Annotated in this window: 16 protein-coding genes; 11 read left to right on the forward strand and 5 right to left on the reverse strand. The window is 70.4% G+C overall.

The features are described 5' to 3' along the window. Positions 1 to 62 precede the first annotated feature (62 nt). The 4 genes from ABH935_RS11615 to ABH935_RS11630 all read left to right on the forward strand — a co-directional run bounded on the left by ABH935_RS11615 (position 63) and on the right by ABH935_RS11630 (position 4924). Positions 63 to 806, forward strand: coding sequence for a trans-aconitate 2-methyltransferase (locus ABH935_RS11615; protein ID WP_370377839.1), 744 nt, complete (start codon positions 63 to 65; stop codon positions 804 to 806). A 62-nt stretch (positions 807 to 868) separates the two neighbouring features. Further along, positions 869 to 1375 (forward strand): nucleoside-diphosphate kinase, encoded by a 507-nt coding sequence (locus tag ABH935_RS11620; RefSeq protein ID WP_370377840.1) that lies wholly within the window; start codon positions 869 to 871, stop codon positions 1373 to 1375. 244 nt (positions 1376 to 1619) lie between these two features. Then, positions 1620 to 4121 (forward strand): Tex family protein, encoded by a 2502-nt coding sequence (locus ABH935_RS11625; RefSeq protein WP_370377841.1) that lies wholly within the window; start codon positions 1620 to 1622, stop codon positions 4119 to 4121. A 167-nt stretch (positions 4122 to 4288) separates the two neighbouring features. Then, positions 4289 to 4924 carry a class I SAM-dependent methyltransferase gene (locus tag ABH935_RS11630; protein WP_370377842.1) on the forward strand — a complete coding sequence of 212 codons (636 nt, stop codon included), beginning with the start codon at positions 4289 to 4291 and terminating at the stop codon, positions 4922 to 4924. Positions 4925 to 4927: 3 nt separating this feature from the next. On the opposite strand, the gene ABH935_RS11635 is transcribed toward ABH935_RS11630, so the two are convergent. Both ABH935_RS11635 and ABH935_RS11640 read right to left on the reverse strand, forming a co-directional pair. Continuing rightward, positions 4928 to 5770 carry a site-2 protease family protein gene (locus ABH935_RS11635; RefSeq protein WP_370377843.1) on the reverse strand — a complete coding sequence of 281 codons (843 nt, stop codon included), beginning with the start codon at positions 5768 to 5770 and terminating at the stop codon, positions 4928 to 4930. A 169-nt stretch (positions 5771 to 5939) separates the two neighbouring features. Continuing rightward, positions 5940 to 8477, reverse strand: coding sequence for a DEAD/DEAH box helicase (locus ABH935_RS11640; RefSeq protein WP_370377844.1), 2538 nt, complete (start codon positions 8475 to 8477; stop codon positions 5940 to 5942). An 82-nt stretch (positions 8478 to 8559) separates the two neighbouring features. Between ABH935_RS11640 and ABH935_RS11645 the strand changes: the two genes are divergently transcribed. After that, the gene (locus ABH935_RS11645; RefSeq protein WP_370377845.1) at positions 8560 to 9138 is read left to right on the forward strand and encodes an HIT domain-containing protein; all 579 of its coding nucleotides are present in this window, start codon (positions 8560 to 8562) and stop codon (positions 9136 to 9138) included. Between the two features lie 4 nt (positions 9139 to 9142). Beyond that, positions 9143 to 9547 carry a thiol-disulfide oxidoreductase DCC family protein gene (locus ABH935_RS11650; protein ID WP_370377846.1) on the forward strand — a complete coding sequence of 135 codons (405 nt, stop codon included), beginning with the start codon at positions 9143 to 9145 and terminating at the stop codon, positions 9545 to 9547. 82 nt (positions 9548 to 9629) lie between these two features. Here ABH935_RS11650 and ABH935_RS11655 read toward each other — a convergent pair whose 3' ends face one another. Both ABH935_RS11655 and ABH935_RS11660 read right to left on the reverse strand, forming a co-directional pair. After that, entirely contained in the window at positions 9630 to 11819 is a 2190-nt protein-coding gene (locus ABH935_RS11655) for an elongation factor G-like protein EF-G2 (protein WP_370377847.1), read from the reverse strand. Positions 11820 to 12010: 191 nt separating this feature from the next. Continuing rightward, a complete protein-coding gene (locus tag ABH935_RS11660; RefSeq protein WP_370377848.1) occupies positions 12011 to 12691 on the reverse strand; it encodes a FadR/GntR family transcriptional regulator in 681 nt (226 codons plus the stop codon). 93 nt (positions 12692 to 12784) lie between these two features. Between ABH935_RS11660 and leuA the strand changes: the two genes are divergently transcribed. The 5 genes from leuA (at position 12785) to ABH935_RS11685 (ending at position 18586) form a co-directional block, all read left to right on the forward strand. Beyond that, on the forward strand, positions 12785 to 14572 hold the full coding sequence (gene leuA / locus ABH935_RS11665) for a 2-isopropylmalate synthase (protein WP_370377849.1): 1788 nt from the start codon (positions 12785 to 12787) through the stop codon (positions 14570 to 14572). Positions 14573 to 14719: 147 nt separating this feature from the next. Further along, positions 14720 to 15337 (forward strand): phosphatidylinositol phosphate synthase, encoded by a 618-nt coding sequence (gene pgsA / locus ABH935_RS11670; protein ID WP_370377850.1) that lies wholly within the window; start codon positions 14720 to 14722, stop codon positions 15335 to 15337. A gap of 83 nt (positions 15338 to 15420) precedes the next feature. Continuing rightward, complete coding sequence (locus ABH935_RS11675) at positions 15421 to 16383, forward strand: phosphatidylinositol mannoside acyltransferase (RefSeq protein WP_370377971.1); 963 nt, start codon at positions 15421 to 15423, stop codon at positions 16381 to 16383. Then, a complete protein-coding gene (locus ABH935_RS11680; protein ID WP_370377851.1) occupies positions 16380 to 17567 on the forward strand; it encodes a glycosyltransferase family 4 protein in 1188 nt (395 codons plus the stop codon). Before ABH935_RS11675 ends, ABH935_RS11680 begins: the two co-directional genes overlap by 4 nt. Before the next feature lie 2 nt (positions 17568 to 17569). After that, positions 17570 to 18586 carry a protein kinase family protein gene (locus ABH935_RS11685; RefSeq protein ID WP_370377852.1) on the forward strand — a complete coding sequence of 339 codons (1017 nt, stop codon included), beginning with the start codon at positions 17570 to 17572 and terminating at the stop codon, positions 18584 to 18586. Positions 18587 to 18604: 18 nt separating this feature from the next. Here ABH935_RS11685 and ABH935_RS11690 read toward each other — a convergent pair whose 3' ends face one another. Continuing rightward, on the reverse strand, positions 18605 to 19312 hold the full coding sequence (locus ABH935_RS11690) for a hypothetical protein (protein WP_370377853.1): 708 nt from the start codon (positions 19310 to 19312) through the stop codon (positions 18605 to 18607). Positions 19313 to 19330 lie beyond the last annotated feature (18 nt).

The following is a 19330-nucleotide window of genomic DNA, read 5'->3' on the forward strand; positions in this document are numbered from 1 at the left end:
TCGTTACCGAGCTATTGTGACACGCGATACAACGCGTTTTTGCAACGAGGGGAAGAACTTTTTTGCGCGAGCACGCCTTCACCGACGACGACGCGGCGTTGATGTACGACATCGAGAACATCTGGGACCGCGTCGACTTCCCTCCGGACCGCTTCTACTCCGACGCCGTGGCCGCTGCCGCATCAGTGCTCGACGTCGGCTGCGGCACCGGGAGCATGCTGCACGCCGCACGCGAGGAGGGCCACACCGGCCGCCTGGCCGGCGTCGATCCGGACGCCTCGATGCTGGCCCGGGCCCGGCGGCGGGACGACATCGAGTGGGTCCGCGCGAGCGCCGCCGAGATGACCTACGACGGCGAGTTCGACCTCGCGGTCATGGCCAGCAACGCCTTCCAGTGCTTCGTCACGGATACCGAACTGCGCGCCTCGCTGGCCGCGATCCGCCGGGCGCTGACCGACGGCGGCGCGTTCGTCTTCGGCACCCGCCACCTCCAGGCCCGCGCCTGGGAGGCCTGGAACCCCTCGAACGCCGGGAACCTCACGCTGCCCGACGGCCGCGAGATCCGCGGCTGGTACGAGGTGCGGAGCGTCGAGTGTCCGCTGGTGACCTTCACCGAGACCAACGCCCTCCCGGACGGCACGCCGCTGCGGGTGGCCGGCACCACGCTGCGCTTCCACACCCCCGAGGCCCTGAACCCGTTCCTGGTCGAGGCCGGTTTCCGGATCGAGTCCCAGTACGGCGACTGGCACCGGGGGCCGCTGGACGCCGGCAGCCGCGACATCATCACGGTCGCGCGCGCCCAATAAGATGCTCATAGCAGTCCCCGGAACACCCTGAAACGATCGTCGAACAGCGAAGGACCACGCATATGACCGACACCGGCGCCCCCGTCGAGCGGACGCTCGTCCTGCTCAAGCCCGACGCCGTGGCGCGCGGCACCATGGGGCGGGTCCTGACCAGGTTCGAGGACGCGCTGCTGAAGGTGGTCGGCTCCAAGATGGTGTGGATGGACGCCGACCTGACCCGCAAGCACTACTTCGACCTTGAGGAGCGCTTCGGCGCCGGCGTCTACAACGCCACCGCGGCCTTCATGCAGTCCGGCCCGGTCCTGGCCCTGGTGCTGGAGGGCATCGACGCGGTCAAGACGGTCCGCAAGCTGGTCGGCTCCACCTACCCCAACGAGGCCGCCCCGGGCACCATCCGCGGCGACTTCGCGCACCAGAACAAGGCCTACGCCACGGCCAACGGCATCGCGGTGGCCAACCTGGTGCACGCCTCGGGCAACGTCGACGAGGCGAAGCAGGAAGTCGCGCTGTGGTTCTCCGACGAAGAACTCTTCGAGTACTCCACGGTCGCCGAGAAGTTCGTGCTCTAGTCGCTGATGACCGCTGCGAAACTGCGCCGCGCGAAACAGCTGATCAGCTGCGCCTGGCGGCGCCGGACGACCAGCCACAGCCAACCAGGATGAGGCAGGCCGTCCGTCTTGCCATGCTTGCTGCTGAGCTGTTTCGCTAGTCAGCCTGTCGGGTGCGGTCAGGTTAGCGCCGCAATTTCGCAGCGGTCATCTAGGATCGCTCCTGCGAGTTAAGCAGGCTTTTCACCTGGCGGGAGTACCACGCGTGGCAGCGACAGCAGCGTCCATCCACCTGCGCATCGCCGAGGAGCTCGGCGTCACCGAACGGCAAGTCCGGGCGGCCGTCGAGCTCCTGGACGGCGGCGCGACCGTGCCGTTCGTCGCGCGGTACCGCAAGGAGGTGACCGAGGGGCTGGACGACGCGCAGCTGCGCACGCTGGAGGAGCGGCTGCGCTACCTGCGCGAGTTGGAGGAGCGCCGGGAGGCGATCCTGGAGTCCATCCGCAGCCAGGGCAAGCTCGACGAGGCCCTGGAGGCGCAGATCCTCGCCGCGGACTCCAAGTCCCGGCTGGAGGACATCTACCTGCCGTTCAAGCCCAAGCGGCGCACCAAGGCGATGATCGCGCGCGAGGCCGGGCTGGAGCCGCTGGCCGACGCGCTGCTCGGCGACGCCGCGCTGGACCCGACGGCGACTGCCGCGGACTATGTGGACGCCGACAGGGGCGTCGCGGACGCCGCCGCGGCCCTGGACGGCGCGCGCTCGATCCTGGTCGAGCGCTTCGGCGAGGACGCGGACCTGATCGGCGCGCTGCGTGAGCGCATGTGGGGCAGCGGGCGGATCACCTCCAAGGTCCGCGAGGGCAAGGAGGAGGCCGGCGCGAAGTTCTCCGACTACTTCGACTTCGCGGAGCCCTTCACCGCGCTGCCGTCGCACCGCATCCTGGCACTGCTGCGGGGCGAGAAGGAGGAGGTCCTCGACCTCACCTTCGACCCCGAGGACTCCGATCCGGACCCCGGCGCGCCGGTCACGCAGAGCGGGTACGAGGTACGGATCGCCAAGACCTTCGGCATCCCTTCGCCGACCACCCCGGGCGCCGGCGTGAAGTGGCTGAACGACACCGTCCGCTGGGCCTGGCGCACCCGGATCCTGGTCCGCCTGGCCGTGGACATCCGCATGCAGCTGTGGACGCTGGCCGAGGACGAGGCGGTCCGCGTGTTCGCCGCGAACCTGCGCGACCTGCTCCTGGCCGCCCCGGCCGGCACCCGCGCCACCATGGGCCTGGACCCCGGCTACCGCACCGGCGTGAAGGTCGCGGTCGTGGACGCCACCGGCAAGGTCGTCGCCACCGACGTGATCTACCCGCACGTCCCGCAGAACAAGTGGAACGAGGCCCTGGCGAAGCTGGCCTCCCTGGTCAAGGTGCACAAGGTCGAGCTGATCGCGTTCGGCAACGGCACCGCCTCCCGCGAGACCGACAAGCTGGCCCAGGAACTGGTCGCCAACCTGCCGGAGCTGAAGCTGACGAAGATCATGGTCTCCGAGGCCGGCGCGTCGGTGTACTCGGCGTCGGCGTTCGCCTCGCAGGAACTGCCGGACATGGACGTCTCGCTGCGCGGCGCGGTGTCGATCGCCCGGCGCCTGCAGGACCCGCTGGCCGAGCTGGTGAAGATCGACCCGAAGTCGATCGGCGTCGGCCAGTACCAGCACGACCTGGCCGAGGGCAAGCTGTCGCGCTCGCTGGACGCGGTGGTCGAGGACTGCGTGAACGCGGTCGGCGTGGACGTGAACACCGCCTCGGCCCCGCTGCTGACGCGGGTGTCGGGCATCGGCTCGTCCCTGGCGGACAACATCGTCGCGCACCGCGACGCCAACGGCCCCTTCGCCACGCGCAGCTCCATCAAGAACGTCCCCCGCCTCGGCGCGAAGGCCTTCGAGCAGTGCGCGGGCTTCCTCCGCATCCCCGGCGGCGACGACCCCCTGGACGCCTCCTCGGTCCACCCCGAGGCCTACCCGGTGGTCCGCCGCATCCTGGCCACCACCGGCACCGGCATCAAGGAACTGATCGGCGACACCAAGACGCTGCGCGCGCTGAAGCCGGCGGAGTTCGCCGACGACACCTTCGGCGTCCCGACCGTCACCGACATCCTGGCCGAACTGGAGAAGCCGGGCCGCGACCCCCGCCCCGCCTTCAAGACCGCGACCTTCAAGGAGGGCGTGGAGAAGATCGGCGACCTCCAGCCCGGCATGGTCCTGGAGGGGGTGGTCACGAACGTCGCGGCCTTCGGCGCCTTCGTCGACGTCGGCGTCCACCAGGACGGCCTGGTGCACATCTCGGCCCTGTCGAAGACCTTCGTGAAGGACCCGCGCGACGTGGTGAAGCCCGGCGACGTGGTCCGGGTGAAGGTGCTCGACGTGGACCCGGTGCGCAAGCGCATCGCGCTGACGCTCCGCCTCGACGACGAGGCGGGCTCGGGATCGGGCTCCGGTGGCCCGGGGCGCCAGCGCCAGTCCGGCGAGAACGCCGGCGGTGGCGGCGGTCGCGGGCGCGACGGCCGCGGCGGCGGCGGTGGCGGCGACCGGCGGGGCGGCGGCAACGGCGGCGGTGGTGGCGGAGGCGGCCAGGGCGGCGACCGGCGCGGTGGTGGCGGTGGTGGTGGCGGTGGCCAGGGCGGCGGCGGAGGTCGCGGCGGCGACCGCCGAGGCGGCGGCAGCAGCGAGCCGCAGGGCGCGCTGGCCGACGCGCTGCGGCGCGCCGGGCTGGCGTAGCAGCGGCCTTGGACAGAAGACAGCACTCGGCGCCCGCCCCGGACTTCGGTCCACGGCGGGCGCTTTGCCGTGCCGACGCGCGTGAGTGAGTCTCCTGATCTGTGTGCGACCCGCGACTCCTGTTGCCGTCACAGGCGCTGTCGTCCGCAGCCGATACGGTGCCACGCGTGAGCGACTCCCCTGATCTCCGCGCGACCCGAGACTCCTACGACACCGTCGCCGCCAGCTACGCCGAACTGGTCTCCCTGAACCTCGACCGCATGCCCTACGACCGCATGATGCTCGGGCGGTTCGTGGAACTCGTCCGCGGGTCCGGGCCCGTCGCCGACATCGGCTGCGGACCCGGACACCTGACGGCGTACCTGGACGCGTCAGGCGTGCCCGCGTTCGGGATCGACCTCTCGCCGGGCATGATCGAGGTCGCCCGGGCCGGGAACCCGGCGCTCCGCTTCGAGGTCGGCTCGATGACCGGGCTGGACCTGGCCGACGGCGGGCTCGGCGGCGTCGTCTCCTGGTACTCGATCGTCCACATGCCGCTGGAGATGCTCCCGACGGTGTTCGCGGAGTTCTTCCGCGTCCTCGCGCCGGCCGGACATCTGCTGCTGGCCTTCAAGGCGGGCACGAGGAAGTCCCCGCTGAACCACGCTTACGGGCACGACGTATCGCTCACGGTCTACTGGCAGTCGCCCGACCGCGTCGCCGAACTGCTGGAAGAGGCCGGGTTCACGGTCCAGGCGCGCCTGATCCGGGCGCCGGGCGAGCTGGACAAGGGACCGCAGGCGTTCGTGCTGGCGCGCAAGTGAGCGCTAGCCGTTGACGCTGCCCCAGAACTTGAACAGGTTGTACCCGTAGAAATAGCCGTTGGGCGGCGAATTCGGGTCCAGGATGTCATGCGCCCACCGCGCGATGAAGTTCCGGTCGGGCCCGAGCGCGTACAGCAGCGCGAACACGATCAGGATCCCGTACGGCGCGATCTGCGCGCCGATCCGCCGCCAGTCCGCGCTCAGGAAGGGCTCGATGATCCCGTAGCCGTCCAGGCCGGGGATCGGCAGCAGGTTCAATATCGCGCTGGCGATCTGGATGTACGCCAGGAACGTCAGCGCCGACCACAGCGCGGCGTGGTCCGGGACGGTCGGCGTGAAGATCCAGTGCGGCCCCCACGTGTTCAGCACCACGAGGAGCACGATCGAGAACACCACGTTCACCGCCGGACCGGCCGCCGACACCAGCGAGTCCTTCCACTTCCCGCGCAGCCGGTGCGACTCGATCGCCACCGCGCCGCCGGGCAGCGGCAGTCCGCCGACCAGCAGGAAGAACAGCGGCAGTACGAACGTCAGCACCGGGTGCCCGTACACCCGCGGGTCCAGGCGCAGGTACCCCTTCCGCGCCACGGTGTGGTCGCCGCCCCAGTACGCCGCGGCGGCGTGCATGAACTCGTGCAGGCACAGCGAGATCAGCCAGCCGCAGAGCACGAAGATGAACACCCCGGCGCGGTTGCTGCCATACCCCTTGTACAGCGCGAAACCGCTGGCCGCGAAGCCGGCCACGAGCGCCAGGAAGATCGGCGAGACGCCGCCGCCGCGCGCCGACTGCGACCAGTCGGGCCGGTACTCGCCGGGCTTGATCAGGCGCAGGTTCTTGCGGGCCATCGGGTCACTCACCTCGGGTTCGGCAGGGTCTTCGTCTCATCGCGGGCATCGCGGGCCGGTCGTCGTCATGGCTCGGTCGTCATCGTCGACGCGCCATCGTAGGTCCTCCAACCGACCAACGATGAAGTGTCGCCGAACGATCCCCGCGCCCCACCGACGATCCGCACCCCTACAGCTGACTCACATCCGTCACCGTCACCACCGCGGTCCCCGCCTCGTCACTGGCGGCCAGGTCCACCTCGGCGCTGATGCCCCAGTCGTGGTAGCTCTCGGGGTCGTCGAAGATCTGACGGACCAGCCAGAAGCCCGGCCGCCCCTCCGGCTGCTCGTCGACGACCAGCAGCTTCGGGCCGCGCGCGTCCGGGCCGGTGTCGAGCTCGTCGTGGGTGTCGAAGTAGTCCTCGATCGCGTAGTACCACTTCTCCGAGTCCCAGCCGGCGGCCGCGTCCAGTTCGCCGAGATCGTCGTACTTCCGCAGCGCGAACAGCTCGACGCGGTGGAACAGCTCGTTGCGCACCATGACGCGGAACGCGCGGGCGTTCGCGGTGACCGGCGGCGGGCGCTCGTCGAAGTTGTGTGGGGAGACGGCTGCGGTTTCTTCGCCCGGGTTGACCAGTTCCTCCCACTCGTCGAGCAGCGAGGAGTCGACCTGGCGCACCATCTCGCCGAGCCACTCGATGAGGTCGTCGACCTCGTCGTTGCGCATCTCCTCGGGCATCGTGTGCTTCAGCGCCTTATAGGCGTCCGCGAGGTAGCGCAGAAGGAGTCCCTCAGAGCGCGGCAGCGTATAGAAGCTCACGTACTCCGCGAACGTCATAGCGCGCTCGAACATGTCCCGCGCCACGGACTTCGGAGCGACTTCGTAGTCCGCGACCCAGGGAGAGCTGCGCTTGTAGACGTCGTAAGCCGCCTGAAGCATCTCGTCCAGAGGCTTCGGATACGTGACCCTCTCCAGGAGCTCCATCCGCTCCTCGTACTCGATCCCGTCCGCCTTCATCTCCGCGACCGCCTCGCCGCGCGCCTTGTTCTGCTGCGCGGACAGGACCTGCCGGGGGTTGTCCAGCGTCGACTCGATGACCGACAGTGCGTCCAACGCATAGGTCGGCGATTCCGGCTCCAGCAACTCCAGCGTCGCCAGAGCGAACGGCGACAGCGGCTGGTTCAGCGCGAAGTCGAACTGCAGGTCCTTGGTCAGCCGCACGGTCCGGCCCTGCTCATCCGCCTGGTCGAGCTGCTCGACGATGCCGGCGGCCAGCAGCGCGCGGTAGATGGCGATCGCCTTGCGGATCAGCTTCAGCTGCGACTTGCGGTCCTCGTGATTGTCCTCCAGCAGGTGCCGCATCGCGTCGAAGGCGTCGCCGGGCCGGCTGATGACGTTCAGCAGCATCGCGTGGCTCACCTGGAAGCTGGACGTCAGCGGCTCCGGCTCGGCCGCGACCATCCGCTCGAAGCTCGGCTTGCCCCAGGACACGAAGCCCTCCGGCGCCTTCACACGCACCACGCGCGACAGCTTCTTCTTGTCGCCGCCGGCCTTGGCCACGCGCTTGGCGTTCTCCACCTCGTGCTCGGGCGCCTGCGCCACCACGTACCCGGCGCTGTCGTAGCCGGCCCGGCCGGCCCGCCCGGCGATCTGGTGGAACTCGCGCGCCTTGAGCTGGCGGGTCCGCACGCCGTCGTACTTGGTCAGGCCGGTGAACAGCACGGTCCGGATCGGCACGTTGATCCCGACGCCGAGGGTGTCGGTCCCGCAGATCACCTTCAGCAGCCCGGCCTGCGCCAGCAGCTCCACCAGGCGCCGGTACTTCGGCAGCATGCCCGCGTGGTGCACGCCGATCCCGTGCCGGACCAGCCGGGACAGCGTCTTGCCGAAGCCCGCGGTGAACCGGAAGTTGCCGATCATGTCGGCGATCTTGGCCTTCTCCTCCTTGGTGCACACGTTGACGCTCATCAGCGCCTGCGCGCGCTCGATGGCCGCGGCCTGGGTGAAGTGCACGACGTAGATCGGCGCCTGGTTGGTCTGCAGAAGCTCTTCCAGAGTCTCGTGCAGCGGCGTCTCGGAGTAGGAGTAGTACAGCGGCACGGGTCGCTGCCCCGAGGAAACCACCGCGGTCGGTCGGCCGGTGCGCCGGGTGAGGTCCTTCTCGAAGCGCGTGACGTCACCGAGCGTCGCCGACATCAGCACGAACTGCGCCCGCGGCAGCTCCAGGATCGGCACCTGCCAGGCCCAGCCCCGGTCCGGCTCGGCGTAGAAGTGGAACTCGTCCATCACGACCTGGCCGATGTCGGCCTCGGTGCCCTCGCGCAGCGCGTGGTTGGCCAGCACCTCGGCGGTGCAGCAGATGATCGGCGCGTTCGGGTTCACGCTGGCGTCGCCGGTGAGCATCCCGACCTTGTCGGCCCCGAAGATGGCGCACAGCGAGAAGAACTTCTCGCTCACCAGCGCCTTGATCGGCGCGGTGTAGAAGGTGCGCTGCCGGGGGTCCTCGCGGTAGCGGGCCAGCGCGGCGAAGTGCGCGCCGGCGGCGACCAGCGACTTGCCGGAGCCGGTGGGTGTGGACAAGATCAGGTTGGCCCCGGTGACCACCTCCAGCAGCGCCTCCTCCTGCGCCGGATAGAGGGTGATCCCCTGCTCGCCGGCCCACGCGCTGAAGGCGTCGAACAGGGCGTCGGGGTCGTCGGTGGCGGGCAGGCGATCGGTGAGGGTCATAGTGGCTTCAACAATATGCGGTCGCCGACGGTCCTCAGGGCGCTATTCCGTCCCGAAAGCGGCACCGCCTAAGCTTCGTGTCATGACCATGCCCGATTCGCCCAGCGACCCGAACCAGGCGCCCGACCTTCGGGCGCAGGACGGCGTGGGGGAGCCGGACGGCTTCCGGCGGTTGTGGACACCGCACCGCATGGCGTACATCAAGGGCGAGAACAAGCCGACCGGTCCGGCGGCCGGGGAGGACCCGTTCTGCCGCATCCCGTCGCTGAGCGACGAGGACGGACTGATCATCGCCCGCGGCGAGCTGGTCTACGCGGTGCTGAACCTGTACCCCTACAACGGCGGGCACCTGATGGTCGTCCCGTACCGGCATGTGGCGGACTACACAGACCTGACCCTCCCGGAGACCGCCGAGCTCGCGGACTTCACGAAGCGCGCGATGACCGCGGTGCGCGCGGCCTCCGGCGCGCAGGGCTTCAACATCGGCATGAACCAGGGCGACGTCGCAGGTGCGGGCATCGCCGCGCACCTGCATCAGCACGTGGTCCCACGCTGGGGCGGGGACACGAACTTCATGCCGGTCGTCGGGCACACGAAGGTGCTGCCGCAGCTGTTAGGGGAAACCCGCAAGCTGTTGGCGGATGAGTGGCCCGTAGACTGAGGGTATGGACGAGGGCAGCTTCCCCAAGCCGGTTCTAATCTTCGACGGAGACTGTGGCTTCTGCACGCGCTCGGTCAACGTCCTCAAGCGCCTCCCGATAAAAGCGGAGGTGACGGCTTACCAGTTCACAGACCTCGCGTCATACGGGACAACCGCGGAGCGGGCCAACCACGAACTATTGTTGGTGGACCCGACAGGGCGGATCCATGGAGGCGCGCAGGCGGTTGCGCGCCTTTTGCTTACCGCCGGCGGGATCTACGCCGCGGCGGGCTGGGCGCTGCGCATGCCGCCGATCCGCTGGGTCGCGGCCGGTGTGTACCGCCTGATCGCGAACAACCGCCAGCGGATGCCCGGAGGCACGGCTGCTTGCGCGCTGCCGCCGGCGCCGCGTGAGAGCGCGTCGGTCTGAGACGCCACACAACCCTGAAGAGCCCCGCCGGGAAAGTTCCGGCGGGGCTCTTTTGTCCTCACGGAGTCGGACGACAGAGTCCTCACTCCTCCTGTTCGACCTCCGCCTTCACCTTCGTCGCCAGCTGCGGCGGCATCGGCTCGTGCCCCAGGTAGTTGCGGGTGAACGTCCCGGTCCCGTGCGACAGCGAGCGCAACTCGATCGCGTAGCGCGCGATCTCCACCTCCGGGGCGTCGGCGCGGATCACCGTCCGGCCGTTGTCGCCGGGCTCGGAGCCCGACACCCGGCCGCGCCGCGACGACAGGTCGCCCATGATCGCGCCCACGTACTCGTCGGCGACCTGGATCTCCAGGCTGTCCACCGGCTCCAGCAGCAGGATGCTGGTCTTGGCCGCGGCGTCCTTCAGGGCCAGCGCGCCGGCGGTCTGGAAGGCCATGTCGCTGGAGTCCACCGAGTGGGCCTTGCCGTCGTACAGCGTCACGCGCAGGTCGATCACCGGATAGCCGGCCGCCACGCCGCGCTCCATCTGCGCCCGCACGCCCTTCTCCACCGACGGGATGAAGTTGCGGGGGACGGCACCGCCGACCACCTTGTCCACGAACTCGAAGCCGCTGCCGGACGGGAGCGGGGTGACCTCGATGTCGCAGATGGCGTACTGGCCGTGGCCGCCGGACTGCTTGACGTGCCGGCCGTGGCCCTTGGCCGCGCCGCCGAAGGTCTCGCGCAGCGAGATGCGGTGCGAGACGGTGTCCACGGCCACGCCGAACTTGTTCTTCAGCCGGTCCAGGACCAGGTCCATGTGCGCCTCGCCCATGCACCACAGCACCAGCTGCCGGGTCTCGGGGTTCATCTCCAGGCGCAGCGTGGCGTCCTCGGCGACCAGCCGGGACAGCGACTGCGACAGCTTGTCCTCGTCGCTCTTGGCGTGCGCGCGGATCGCGATCGGCAGCAGCGGGTCCGGCATCAGCCACTGCTCGATCAGCATCGGGTCGTCCTTGCCGGACAGCGTGTCGCCGCTCTCGGCGTGCAGCAGCTTGGCCACCGCGACGATGTCCCCGGCGATCCCGGCGTCGATCCCGCGCTGCACCTTGCCCAGCGGGCTGGACAGCGCGCCGACGCGCTCGTCGACGTCGTGGTCGGCGTGGCCGCGGGCCTCCTGGCCGTGCCCGGAGACGTGCACCGGGACGTCGGGGCGCAGCGTGCCGGAGAACACCCGCACCAGGCTGATCCGCCCGACATAGGGGTCGGTCGAGGTCTTCACCACCTCGGCCACCAGCGGCCCCTCCGGGTCGCAGGCCAGCGGCCCCTTCGGCTTGCCCTCCGGCGTGGTCACCGGCGGCACCTCGTGCTCCAGCGGCGAGGGGAACGCCTTGGTCATCAGCTCCAGCAGCTCGATCGAGCCCAGCGCCGGGGGCGTGGCGACGGTCCCGGAGGCGATCGCCGAGTAGGGGAGCACCGGGTAGAACGAGCCGCGGGCCACCGCCTTCTCCAGGTCGTCGATCAGCACGTCGACGTCCAGGTCCTCGCCGCCCAGATAGCGGTCCATGAGGGTCTCGTCCTCGCTCTCGGCGATGATCCCCTCGATCAGGGCGTTGCGGGCGTTCTCCACGCCCTCGCGGTGCGCCTCCTCCGCGTCCCGCTCGGTGCGCTCGCCGTCGGCGTACTCGAAGATCCGCTGGGACAGCAGCCCGATGACGCCGCCGACGTGCTCCTCGTCGTCCAGCAGCGGCAGGTAGAGCGGCTGCACGCCGTCGCCGAAGATGCGCTGGCAGATCAGCACCATCTCGTCGAAGTCGGCGCGCGCCGAGTCCAGCTTGGTCACGACCACGGCGCGCGGCATCCCGACCGCCGCGCACTCCTCCCACAGCAGGCGCGTGGAGCCGTCGACTCCGTCGGCGGCCGACACGACGAACAGCGCGGCGTCCGCGGCCCGCAGTCCGGCGCGCAGGTCGCCGACGAAGTCGGCGTAGCCCGGGGCGTCCAGCAGGTTGATCTTGATCCCCTCGAACTCCACCGGGGCCAGCGCCAGCGCGACCGAGCGCTGCTGCCGCTGCTCGACCTCGTCGAAGTCGGTGACGGTGGTGCCCTCCTCGACCCGGCCGGGGCGGTTCACCGCGCCGGTGGCGGCCAACAGCGACTCGGCGAGGGTGGTCTTGCCGGCCCCGGTGTGGCCGACCAGGACCACGTTCCGGATCTGCTCGGGCCGGGAGGGCGTCGTCACCCTGCCGGCGGCCCCGGCGTGGCCGCCCTGTCCGCCTGATTTGTCTGCCATCGAGCGTGCTCCTTTTCCTGTGTCAGGGCGGCTCTTCTCTGAGCCGGAGCCGATCTTGTCATGACACTGGGGTAGCGGTTGTACCAGCTGTACATACTTCGTTACCCGGCTGTTCCTTGCAGCCAACTCCTATATGCGACATGCCACAAGGGGGCGGGGCCCGAGCGGTTCACGGGCTGCTCACGGCTTGCTCAGAGGACCCGGCGCAGGGGAGTCGAGGCGATCTCCTCGGAGACCACGGTCTCGGCACGGTCCGGGTTGCCCTCGGCGACCGCGGCGACCAGGGCGGCGTGCGCGGCGTGCCCGAGGTTCTCGTCGGCGCGGCCGCTGCGCCGCACCAGGTCGGCCAGTGCTTCGCGCAGGGTCGGGACGAACTGCTCGAACAGGGCGGTGAGCACCGGGTTCCCGGCCGCCGCCACGACAGCCGTGTGCAGGGCGACGTCGGCCTCGACGAACTCCTCGTCCGACCGTCGGGCGGCCCGCGTCCGGCGCTCCAGCGCGGCCTCCAGCGCGGCGGCGTCGGCCGGGGTGCGGCGTTCGGCGGCCAGGCGCGCGGCGCGCGTCTCGATCATCATCCGGACCTCGTAGAGGTCGGCCAGCGAGGCTTTGCGCAGGTGGTCGGCCAGGTCCGTCCGCGACTCGGTGGCCAGGACGAACACCCCGGCACCCTGCCGCGGCTGGAGCAGCCCCTCGCCGGCCAGCGCACGGATCGCCTCGCGGACCGTGGAGCGGCCGACGCCGAGCGAGGCGGCCAGCGTGGTCTCGCCGGGGAGTTTGGTGCCGACCGGCCAGGCCCCGCCGGTGATCTGCTCGCGCAGCTGCGCGGCGGCCTGCTCGACGAGCGGGGTGGGCTGGATCGATCGGAGGGTCACGGGGCCAGTTCTACCACCGCTGTGCCGAGACCCCGGGCTCCGCTCTGCAACTCAGGTGCTCAGCTTGTCTGAGGAGTGCTAGCCTTCCGAGGCATGACGACCCCAGCTCGGCCGACGCCGTGGAACCCGCAGCAGCCCAGCCCGATGCCCTCGCACCGCTACCGGAGCGTCTTCGAGCGGGTTGAAGTCCCGCTCACCGAACGCACGTGGCCCGACCGCCGATTCGAAGCCGCGCCGCTCTGGGTCCCGGTGGACCTGCGCGACGGCAACCAGGCGCTGGCCGAGCCGATGGACACCGAGCGCAAGACCAAGATGTTCGACCTCTTCCTGCGCATGGGCTACAAGGAGATCGAGGTCGCCTACCCCTCATCCAGTCAGACCGACTTCGATTTCGTGCGTTCGCTGGCCGCCCGGTATCAGGAGGGAGCCATCCCCGAGGACGTCACGATCTCCGTCTTCACCCCGGCCAAGCCCGAGCTGATCGAACGGACGTTCGCCTCGGTCGAGGGCCTGCCGAACGTGCTGGTCCACCTCTACACCGCGACCGCTCCCGCCTGGCGTGACCTGGTGCTGCGCGGAAGCCGCGGCGAGGTCAGGGCGCTGATCGAGGACGCCGCCGAGCTGGTCGCGAAGCTCGCGGACCAGCGTGGTCCGGCTGCCGGAAGGACGCGCTTCGAGTTCTCGCCCGAGGTGTTCAACCTGACCGAGCCCGACTACGTCATCGAGGTCTGCGACCGCGTCACCGAGATCTGGGACGCCTGCGCCGACCGTCCGGTGGTGCACAACCTGCCGGCCACGGTCGAGGTCGCCACCCCGAACGTCTACGCCGACCAGATCGAGTACATGAGCCGCCACCTGGCCCGCCGCGAGCACGTCATCCTCTCCGTGCACCCGCACAACGACCGCGGCACCGGCGTGGCCTGCGCCGAGCTGGCCGTGCTGGCCGGGGCGCAGCGCGTCGAGGGCTGCCTGCTCGGCAACGGCGAGCGCACCGGCAACGTCGACCTGGTCACGCTGGGGCTGAACCTGCACGCGCAGGGCGTGGACCCGATGGTCGACTTCTCCGACATCGACGCGATCCGGGCCGTGGTCGAGGAGTGCAACCGCCTCCCGGTCCACATCCGGCACCCCTACGTCGGCGACCTCGTCTACACCGCGTTCTCCGGCACCCACCAGGACGCCATCAGCAAGGGCATGGCGCACCACGCCGCGCAGGCCGCGGAGCTGGGGGTGCCGGAGAGCCGGGCGCCGTGGGACGTGCCCTACCTGCCGATCGACCCGGCCGACGTCGGGCGCGGCTACAAGGGCGTGATCCGGGTCAACAGCCAGTCCGGCAAGGGCGGGATGGCCTACCTGCTGCGCACGCACTACGGCGTCGACCTGCCGCGGGACTTCCGGCCGGGCTTCTCGGAGGTGGTGCAGCGGGCCACCGACGAGCACGGCCGCGAGATGTCGCCGCAGGACCTGTGGGAGCTGTTCCGGACGACATATGTGGTGCCGGGGGAGGACGGCGCGTGGAAGCTGACCGAGCCGGCGTTCGCCGAGCTCGCCGACGGCGGCCACCGGGTCGCGGCGACGGTGGTCACCGCGGACGGATCCGTGATCCCGGTGTCGGGGTCCGGGAACGGGCCGCTGTCGGCGCTGACTGTGGCGTGGGGCAAGGCGGGGATCGGCTTCGACATCCTCGACTACTCCGAACACGCGGTCTCCGAGGGCGCCGACGCGGTGGCGGCCTGCTACCTCCGCTGCCGGGTCGACGGCCGCGAGGTCTGGGGCGTCGGAATGGACACCTCGGTGCTCACGGCGATGGTGCGGGCCACTGTCTCAGCGCTCAACCAGGCCCTGGATCGGGGTGGTGAGACGGGGTCCGACCAGGGGTGATGACCTGTTGCGGGGACCCGGGTACAAAGAAACCAACCGGGCCACCGAGGGTCGGTGGGAGCGGCCGGACCCCTATGATGGCCTCGCGGTCGGCTGGCCGCGGAACAGACGCCCCACCGACCCCACGTACCCGATTTTTGGACGGTCATGCTCAACCGTTACGCGCGTGCCTTCTTCACCGCCGTCTTCACCCCGACTGCGAAGTTCTTCCTGAAGATCGGGATCAGTCCGGACGCGGTGACGCTGGTCGGCACGCTCGGCGTGATCGCCGGTGCGCTGTGCTTCTATCCGCGTGGCTCCTTCTTCGTCGGGACGGTGGTCATCACCGCCTTCGTGTTCTCGGACCTGGTCGACGGCACCATGGCGCGCATCCTGGAGCGCACCGACAAGTTCGGGGCGTTCTGGGACTCCACGCTGGACCGGCTCGGGGACGCCGCGATCTTCGGCGGCCTCGCGTACTGGTTCGCCCGGGGCGGGAACCAGCCGGTGATGTTCGGGCTCTGTCTCGCGATCATGGCGCTGGGCGCGGTGGTGTCCTACGCGCGGGCCCGCGCCGAGGGGCTCGGGGTGAACGCCAACGTCGGCTATGTCGAGCGCAGCGAGCGGCTGGTCGGGTCGCTGGTGGCGACTGGGCTGTCGGGGCTGGGCGTGCCGTACATCCAGGCGGTCACGCTCTGGGCCATCGCCATCGGGTCGTTGGTCACGCTGGTGCAGCGGGTGCTGCTGGTTCGCAAGGTACTGCTCAAGGGGGAGGCGGTCGCGTGAGCTCAGGCAGCGCGGGTAACGCGGGGAGTGTGAAGGACCGGGTCGTCAGCTGGGGCTACGGCGCGGCGTGGGCGATAGTGAAGATGCTGCCGGAGCGCACCGCGTACCGGCTGTTCGACTTCATCGCCGACCGTCTGTGGTCCCGGCAGGGCAGGCAGGTGCGGCAGCTGGAGAAGAACCTGCTGCGCGTGCTCGGCAAGGACACGCCGGAGGCGCAGCTGCGCGCGGTGTCGCGCCGGGCGGTGCGCTCGGCGTTGCGGCAGTACTGCGAACAGTTCCGCATCCCGACGTGGAGCCGTGCGCGGATCATGGACAGCGTCGACTTCCCGCCCGAGGACATAGGGCGTTTGAAGGAGGCCCTGGCCTCCGGGCGCGGCGTGATCATGGCGCTGGGGCACACCGGCAACTACGACCACGCCGGGGTGTGGCTGGTGAACTTCATGGGCGAGGGCTTCACCACCGTCGCCGAGCACCTGAAGCCGGAGTCGGTCGCGGAGAAGTTCCTGGACTACCGGCGCGGCCTGGGCATGGAGGTGCTGCCGCACGACGGCGGCCCGTCGGTGTTCGGCACGCTGGCCCGGCGGCTGCGGGCCGGCAAGGGCGTCGCGCTGGTCGCCGACCGCGACCTGAGCGCCAACGGCGCGCAGGTGACGATGTTCGGCGAGGCCACGCGGATCGCGGCGGGGCCGGCGGCGCTCGCGGTGCAGACCGGGGCGGTGCTGCTGCCGGTGCAGCTGTGGTACCCGTCGTATGGACGGATGAGCATAAGGGTGCGGCCGGAGATTCCGGTTCCGGAGGACGGGAAGCGGCCGGAGAAGGTGGCCGTCATGTGCCAGCAGCTCGCGGACAACTACGCCGAGGGGATCGCGGCGCATCCGGCGGACTGGCACATGATGCAGAAGTTCTTCCTCGCCGATCTGGACCCGGCGAAGGCGCCGAAGCCGAAGCCGGCCGAGTCGTCGGCTTCTGAGTCCTCTGAATCGACTGACTCGACCCCTGAACCGCCCTCTGAATCCTCTGCGTCCTCTTCCGAGGAGGCGTCGTGAAGATCGGCGTGGTCTGCCCCTACGCGTGGGACATCCCCGGCGGCGTGCAGAACCACGTCCGGGACCTGGCCGTGCACCTGATCCGGCTGGGCCACGAGGTCTCGGTGCTGGCCCCGGCCGACGACGAGGCCTCGCTGCCGGAGTACGTCACGCACGCCGGGCGCGCGGTGCCGGTGCCGTACAACGGCTCGGTGGCGCGCGTGAACTTCGGCTTCCTGTCCGCCGCGCGGGTGCGGCGCTGGCTGCACGACGGGGCGTTCGACGTGCTGCACGTCCACGAGCCGTCCTCGCCGAGCCTGTCGATGCTGGCGTGCTGGGCCGGGTCCGGCCCCATCGTCGCCACCTTCCACACGGCCAACCCGCGCTCGCGCGCGATGACGGTCGCGTACCCGATCCTGCAGCCGACGCTGGAGAAGATCAGCGCCCGCATCGCCGTGTCCGAATACGCGCGCCGCACCCTGGTGGAGCACCTGGGCGGCGACGCGGTGGTGATCCCGAACGGCGTGGACGTCGGCTTCTACGAGCGCGCCGAGCCCAAGGCGGAGTGGCAGACGCAGCCCGGCCAGGGCGGCACGCTGGCCTTCATCGGGCGCATCAACGAGTCCCGCAAGGGCCTGGCGACGCTGCTGGAGGCGTTCCCGGAGATCGCCGCCGCCCGCCCCGGAGTCCGCCTGCTGGTCCTCGGCGGCGGCGACATCGACGAGGTCGCGGCCTTCCTGCCGGACGCGGTCCGCGGCCAGGTGGAGTTCCTGGGCCGCCTCTCCGACGAGGACAAGGCCCGGCTGCTGTCGAGTGTGGACGTCTACGTGGCCCCCAACCTCGGCGGCGAGAGCTTCGGCATCATCCTGGTCGAGGCGATGTCCGCCGGAGCCCCGGTCCTGGCCAGCGACCTGGACGCGTTCGGGCTGGTCCTGCAGGGCGGCGCCCTGGGCCGGCTGTTCCCGACCGGCGACGCGCACGCACTGGCGAAGGACGCGATCGAACTCCTCGACGACGCCACCGAGCGCGCCCGCCTGTCGGAGGCCGCGGCGCTGGCGGTGCGCCGGTACGACTGGTCGGTGGTCGCAGCGGACCTGCTGGCGGTGTACGAGATGGTGACGACCGACGCGGCTTCGCTGGCGCGGGCCGCGGAGGCGGAGGCGGCGGTCGAGGCTTTGGGGGCGCGCGAGGTGCTGGAGCCCTGAGGGTGTCCCTCGCCGCGCGGTCGGCCGCGTACTCTGCCGTCTCGACATCCCTGGCGCGGCTCAGCGACCGGGAGTTGCAGCGGGCCTTGGACGCGGCGGCGCCGATCGGGGCGGGTATCGGCGGGAAGACGGTGCGGCTGGAGGTCGCCGGGACGCCGGTGTTCGTCAAGCGGGTGCCGCTGACCGATCTGGAACGGCGGCCCGAGAACGTCCGGTCCACGGCGAACCTGTTCGAGCTGCCGCCGTTCTGCCACTACGGCATCGGCGGTCCGGGCTTCGGGGCGTGGCGGGAGCTGGCCGTGCAGGAGATGACCACCGACTGGGTACTCGCCGGTGACTACGAAGGCTTCCCGCTGATGTACCACTGGCGGATTTTGCCCGATTCGGCGCCGCTGCCTGAGGAACTGGCCGATGTCGACGCCACCGTCGCTTTCTGGGGCGGCGGATCGCAGGTGCGGCGTCGCGTCGAGGAACTGCGGGACGCCTCTGCGAGCATCGCGCTGTTTCTGGAGCACATCCCGCAGAACGTGTTCCAGTGGCTCCGCGAGCGGATGGGCGCCGGGGGCGAGACCGCCGATCAGGCCTGCGCGATGGTGGAGCGGGTCCTGGAGGAGGGCCTGGCGTTCATGAACAGCCGCGGCCTGTTGCACTTCGACGCCCATTTTCAGAACATCCTCACCGACGGCCGGCGCCTGTTCTTCGCGGACTACGGGCTGGCGGTCTCCTCCCGGTTCGAGCTGTCGCGGGAGGAGTCCGCGTTCTTCGAGCGGCACCAGGACTACGACCGGCGGTATGCGGCTATGTATATGGCGCAGTGGCTGGTCGCCGAGCTTTTCGGGTCATGGCGAGAAGGCGAGCCCAGGCTGCGCGCTTACGCTCGGGGCGAGGAGGTTCCTGCCGGGATCCCCAAGACGGCCGCCGCGATCCTCACCCGCAACGCGCCGGTCGCGGTCGCGATGGTGGACTTTCTTCAGGCGCTCCAGAACGAGAGCAGGCAGACGCCGTATCCGGTGTGGTGAGGTCGCAACACCCGTCCGTCAGTCTTCGAAGTCCTCGGTGCTCCCGGTCCGGCCGCCGAGCAGCCACGGGATCCGCATCTCCTCGGCCGCCGCGAGGTAGATCTCGATCAGCTCGGCGCGCTCGGGGTCGTCCTCGGGCAGCTCGGATGCCAGGGTGGCCTGCGCTGCGGCGACGTACGGCCGGGCCGCCAGTGCGGCGCGCAGGTTCAGCGAACGTCGCAGCATCCGGATCCGCTCGGCCGGCTCCTTGTGCGCCGCCAGGTGGCGGATTGCGATCGACTCCAGGGCCGCGTCGCCGTGCTTGACGCTGAATTCGAGCGCTGTCTCGAAGTGCGGGACGGCGGCGTCCGCGTTCCCGTCGATGTTGTCGAGCAGGCAGCCCCAGTGGAACTCCGCCCAGGCGCGCGTGGCGTCGTCGCCGTCGCACACGGCGTCGCGGTAGCCGGCCTCGGCGGCAGCGCGGTCGTCGGGGCGGGGGTCGCGGTTGAAGAGCAGGCGGCTGTAGGCCAGGCGGGCGCGCAGAAGGTGGGCTGTCGGCGTGTTCTGGTCGAGGGCCGCGACGGCCTGTTCGGCCTCGTCGTGGCCGGTCCACTGGAACAGCCAGCGCTCGACGGCGATCTCGGCGCGCAGCTCGGGCTCGGCGTCCGGGGCCGGCACCGCGAGCGCGGCGTCCCACTCCCCGAGCAGCTGCAGACGGCGGGCTATGTAGGCGGTGTCAGTTATCATGGCGCCTACAGTAGGAAT

This window comes from Catenulispora sp. GAS73 (assembly GCF_041262085.1).
Classification (GTDB): domain Bacteria; phylum Actinomycetota; class Actinomycetes; order Streptomycetales; family Catenulisporaceae; genus Catenulispora.

Bases quoted from the DNA above. Each gene is read 5' to 3' on its own strand.
- ABH935_RS11650 (WP_370377846.1), top strand. From the start codon at position 9,143: ATGGACGAGGGCAGCTTCCCCAAGCCGGTTCTAATCTTCGACGGAGAC.
- ABH935_RS11675 (WP_370377971.1), top strand. From the start codon at position 15,421: ATGCTGCCGGAGCGCACCGCGTACCGGCTGTTCGACTTCATCGCCGAC.
- leuA (WP_370377849.1), top strand. From the start codon at position 12,785: ATGACGACCCCAGCTCGGCCGACGCCGTGGAACCCGCAGCAGCCCAGC.
- ABH935_RS11690 (WP_370377853.1), bottom strand. From the start codon at position 19,312: ATGATAACTGACACCGCCTACATAGCCCGCCGTCTGCAGCTGCTCGGG.
- pgsA (WP_370377850.1), top strand. From the start codon at position 14,720: ATGCTCAACCGTTACGCGCGTGCCTTCTTCACCGCCGTCTTCACCCCG.
- ABH935_RS11640 (WP_370377844.1), bottom strand. From the start codon at position 8,477: ATGACCCTCACCGATCGCCTGCCCGCCACCGACGACCCCGACGCCCTG.
- ABH935_RS11620 (WP_370377840.1), top strand. From the start codon at position 869: ATGACCGACACCGGCGCCCCCGTCGAGCGGACGCTCGTCCTGCTCAAG.
- ABH935_RS11655 (WP_370377847.1), bottom strand. From the start codon at position 11,819: ATGGCAGACAAATCAGGCGGACAGGGCGGCCACGCCGGGGCCGCCGGC.
- ABH935_RS11645 (WP_370377845.1), top strand. From the start codon at position 8,560: ATGACCATGCCCGATTCGCCCAGCGACCCGAACCAGGCGCCCGACCTT.
- ABH935_RS11635 (WP_370377843.1), bottom strand. From the start codon at position 5,770: ATGGCCCGCAAGAACCTGCGCCTGATCAAGCCCGGCGAGTACCGGCCC.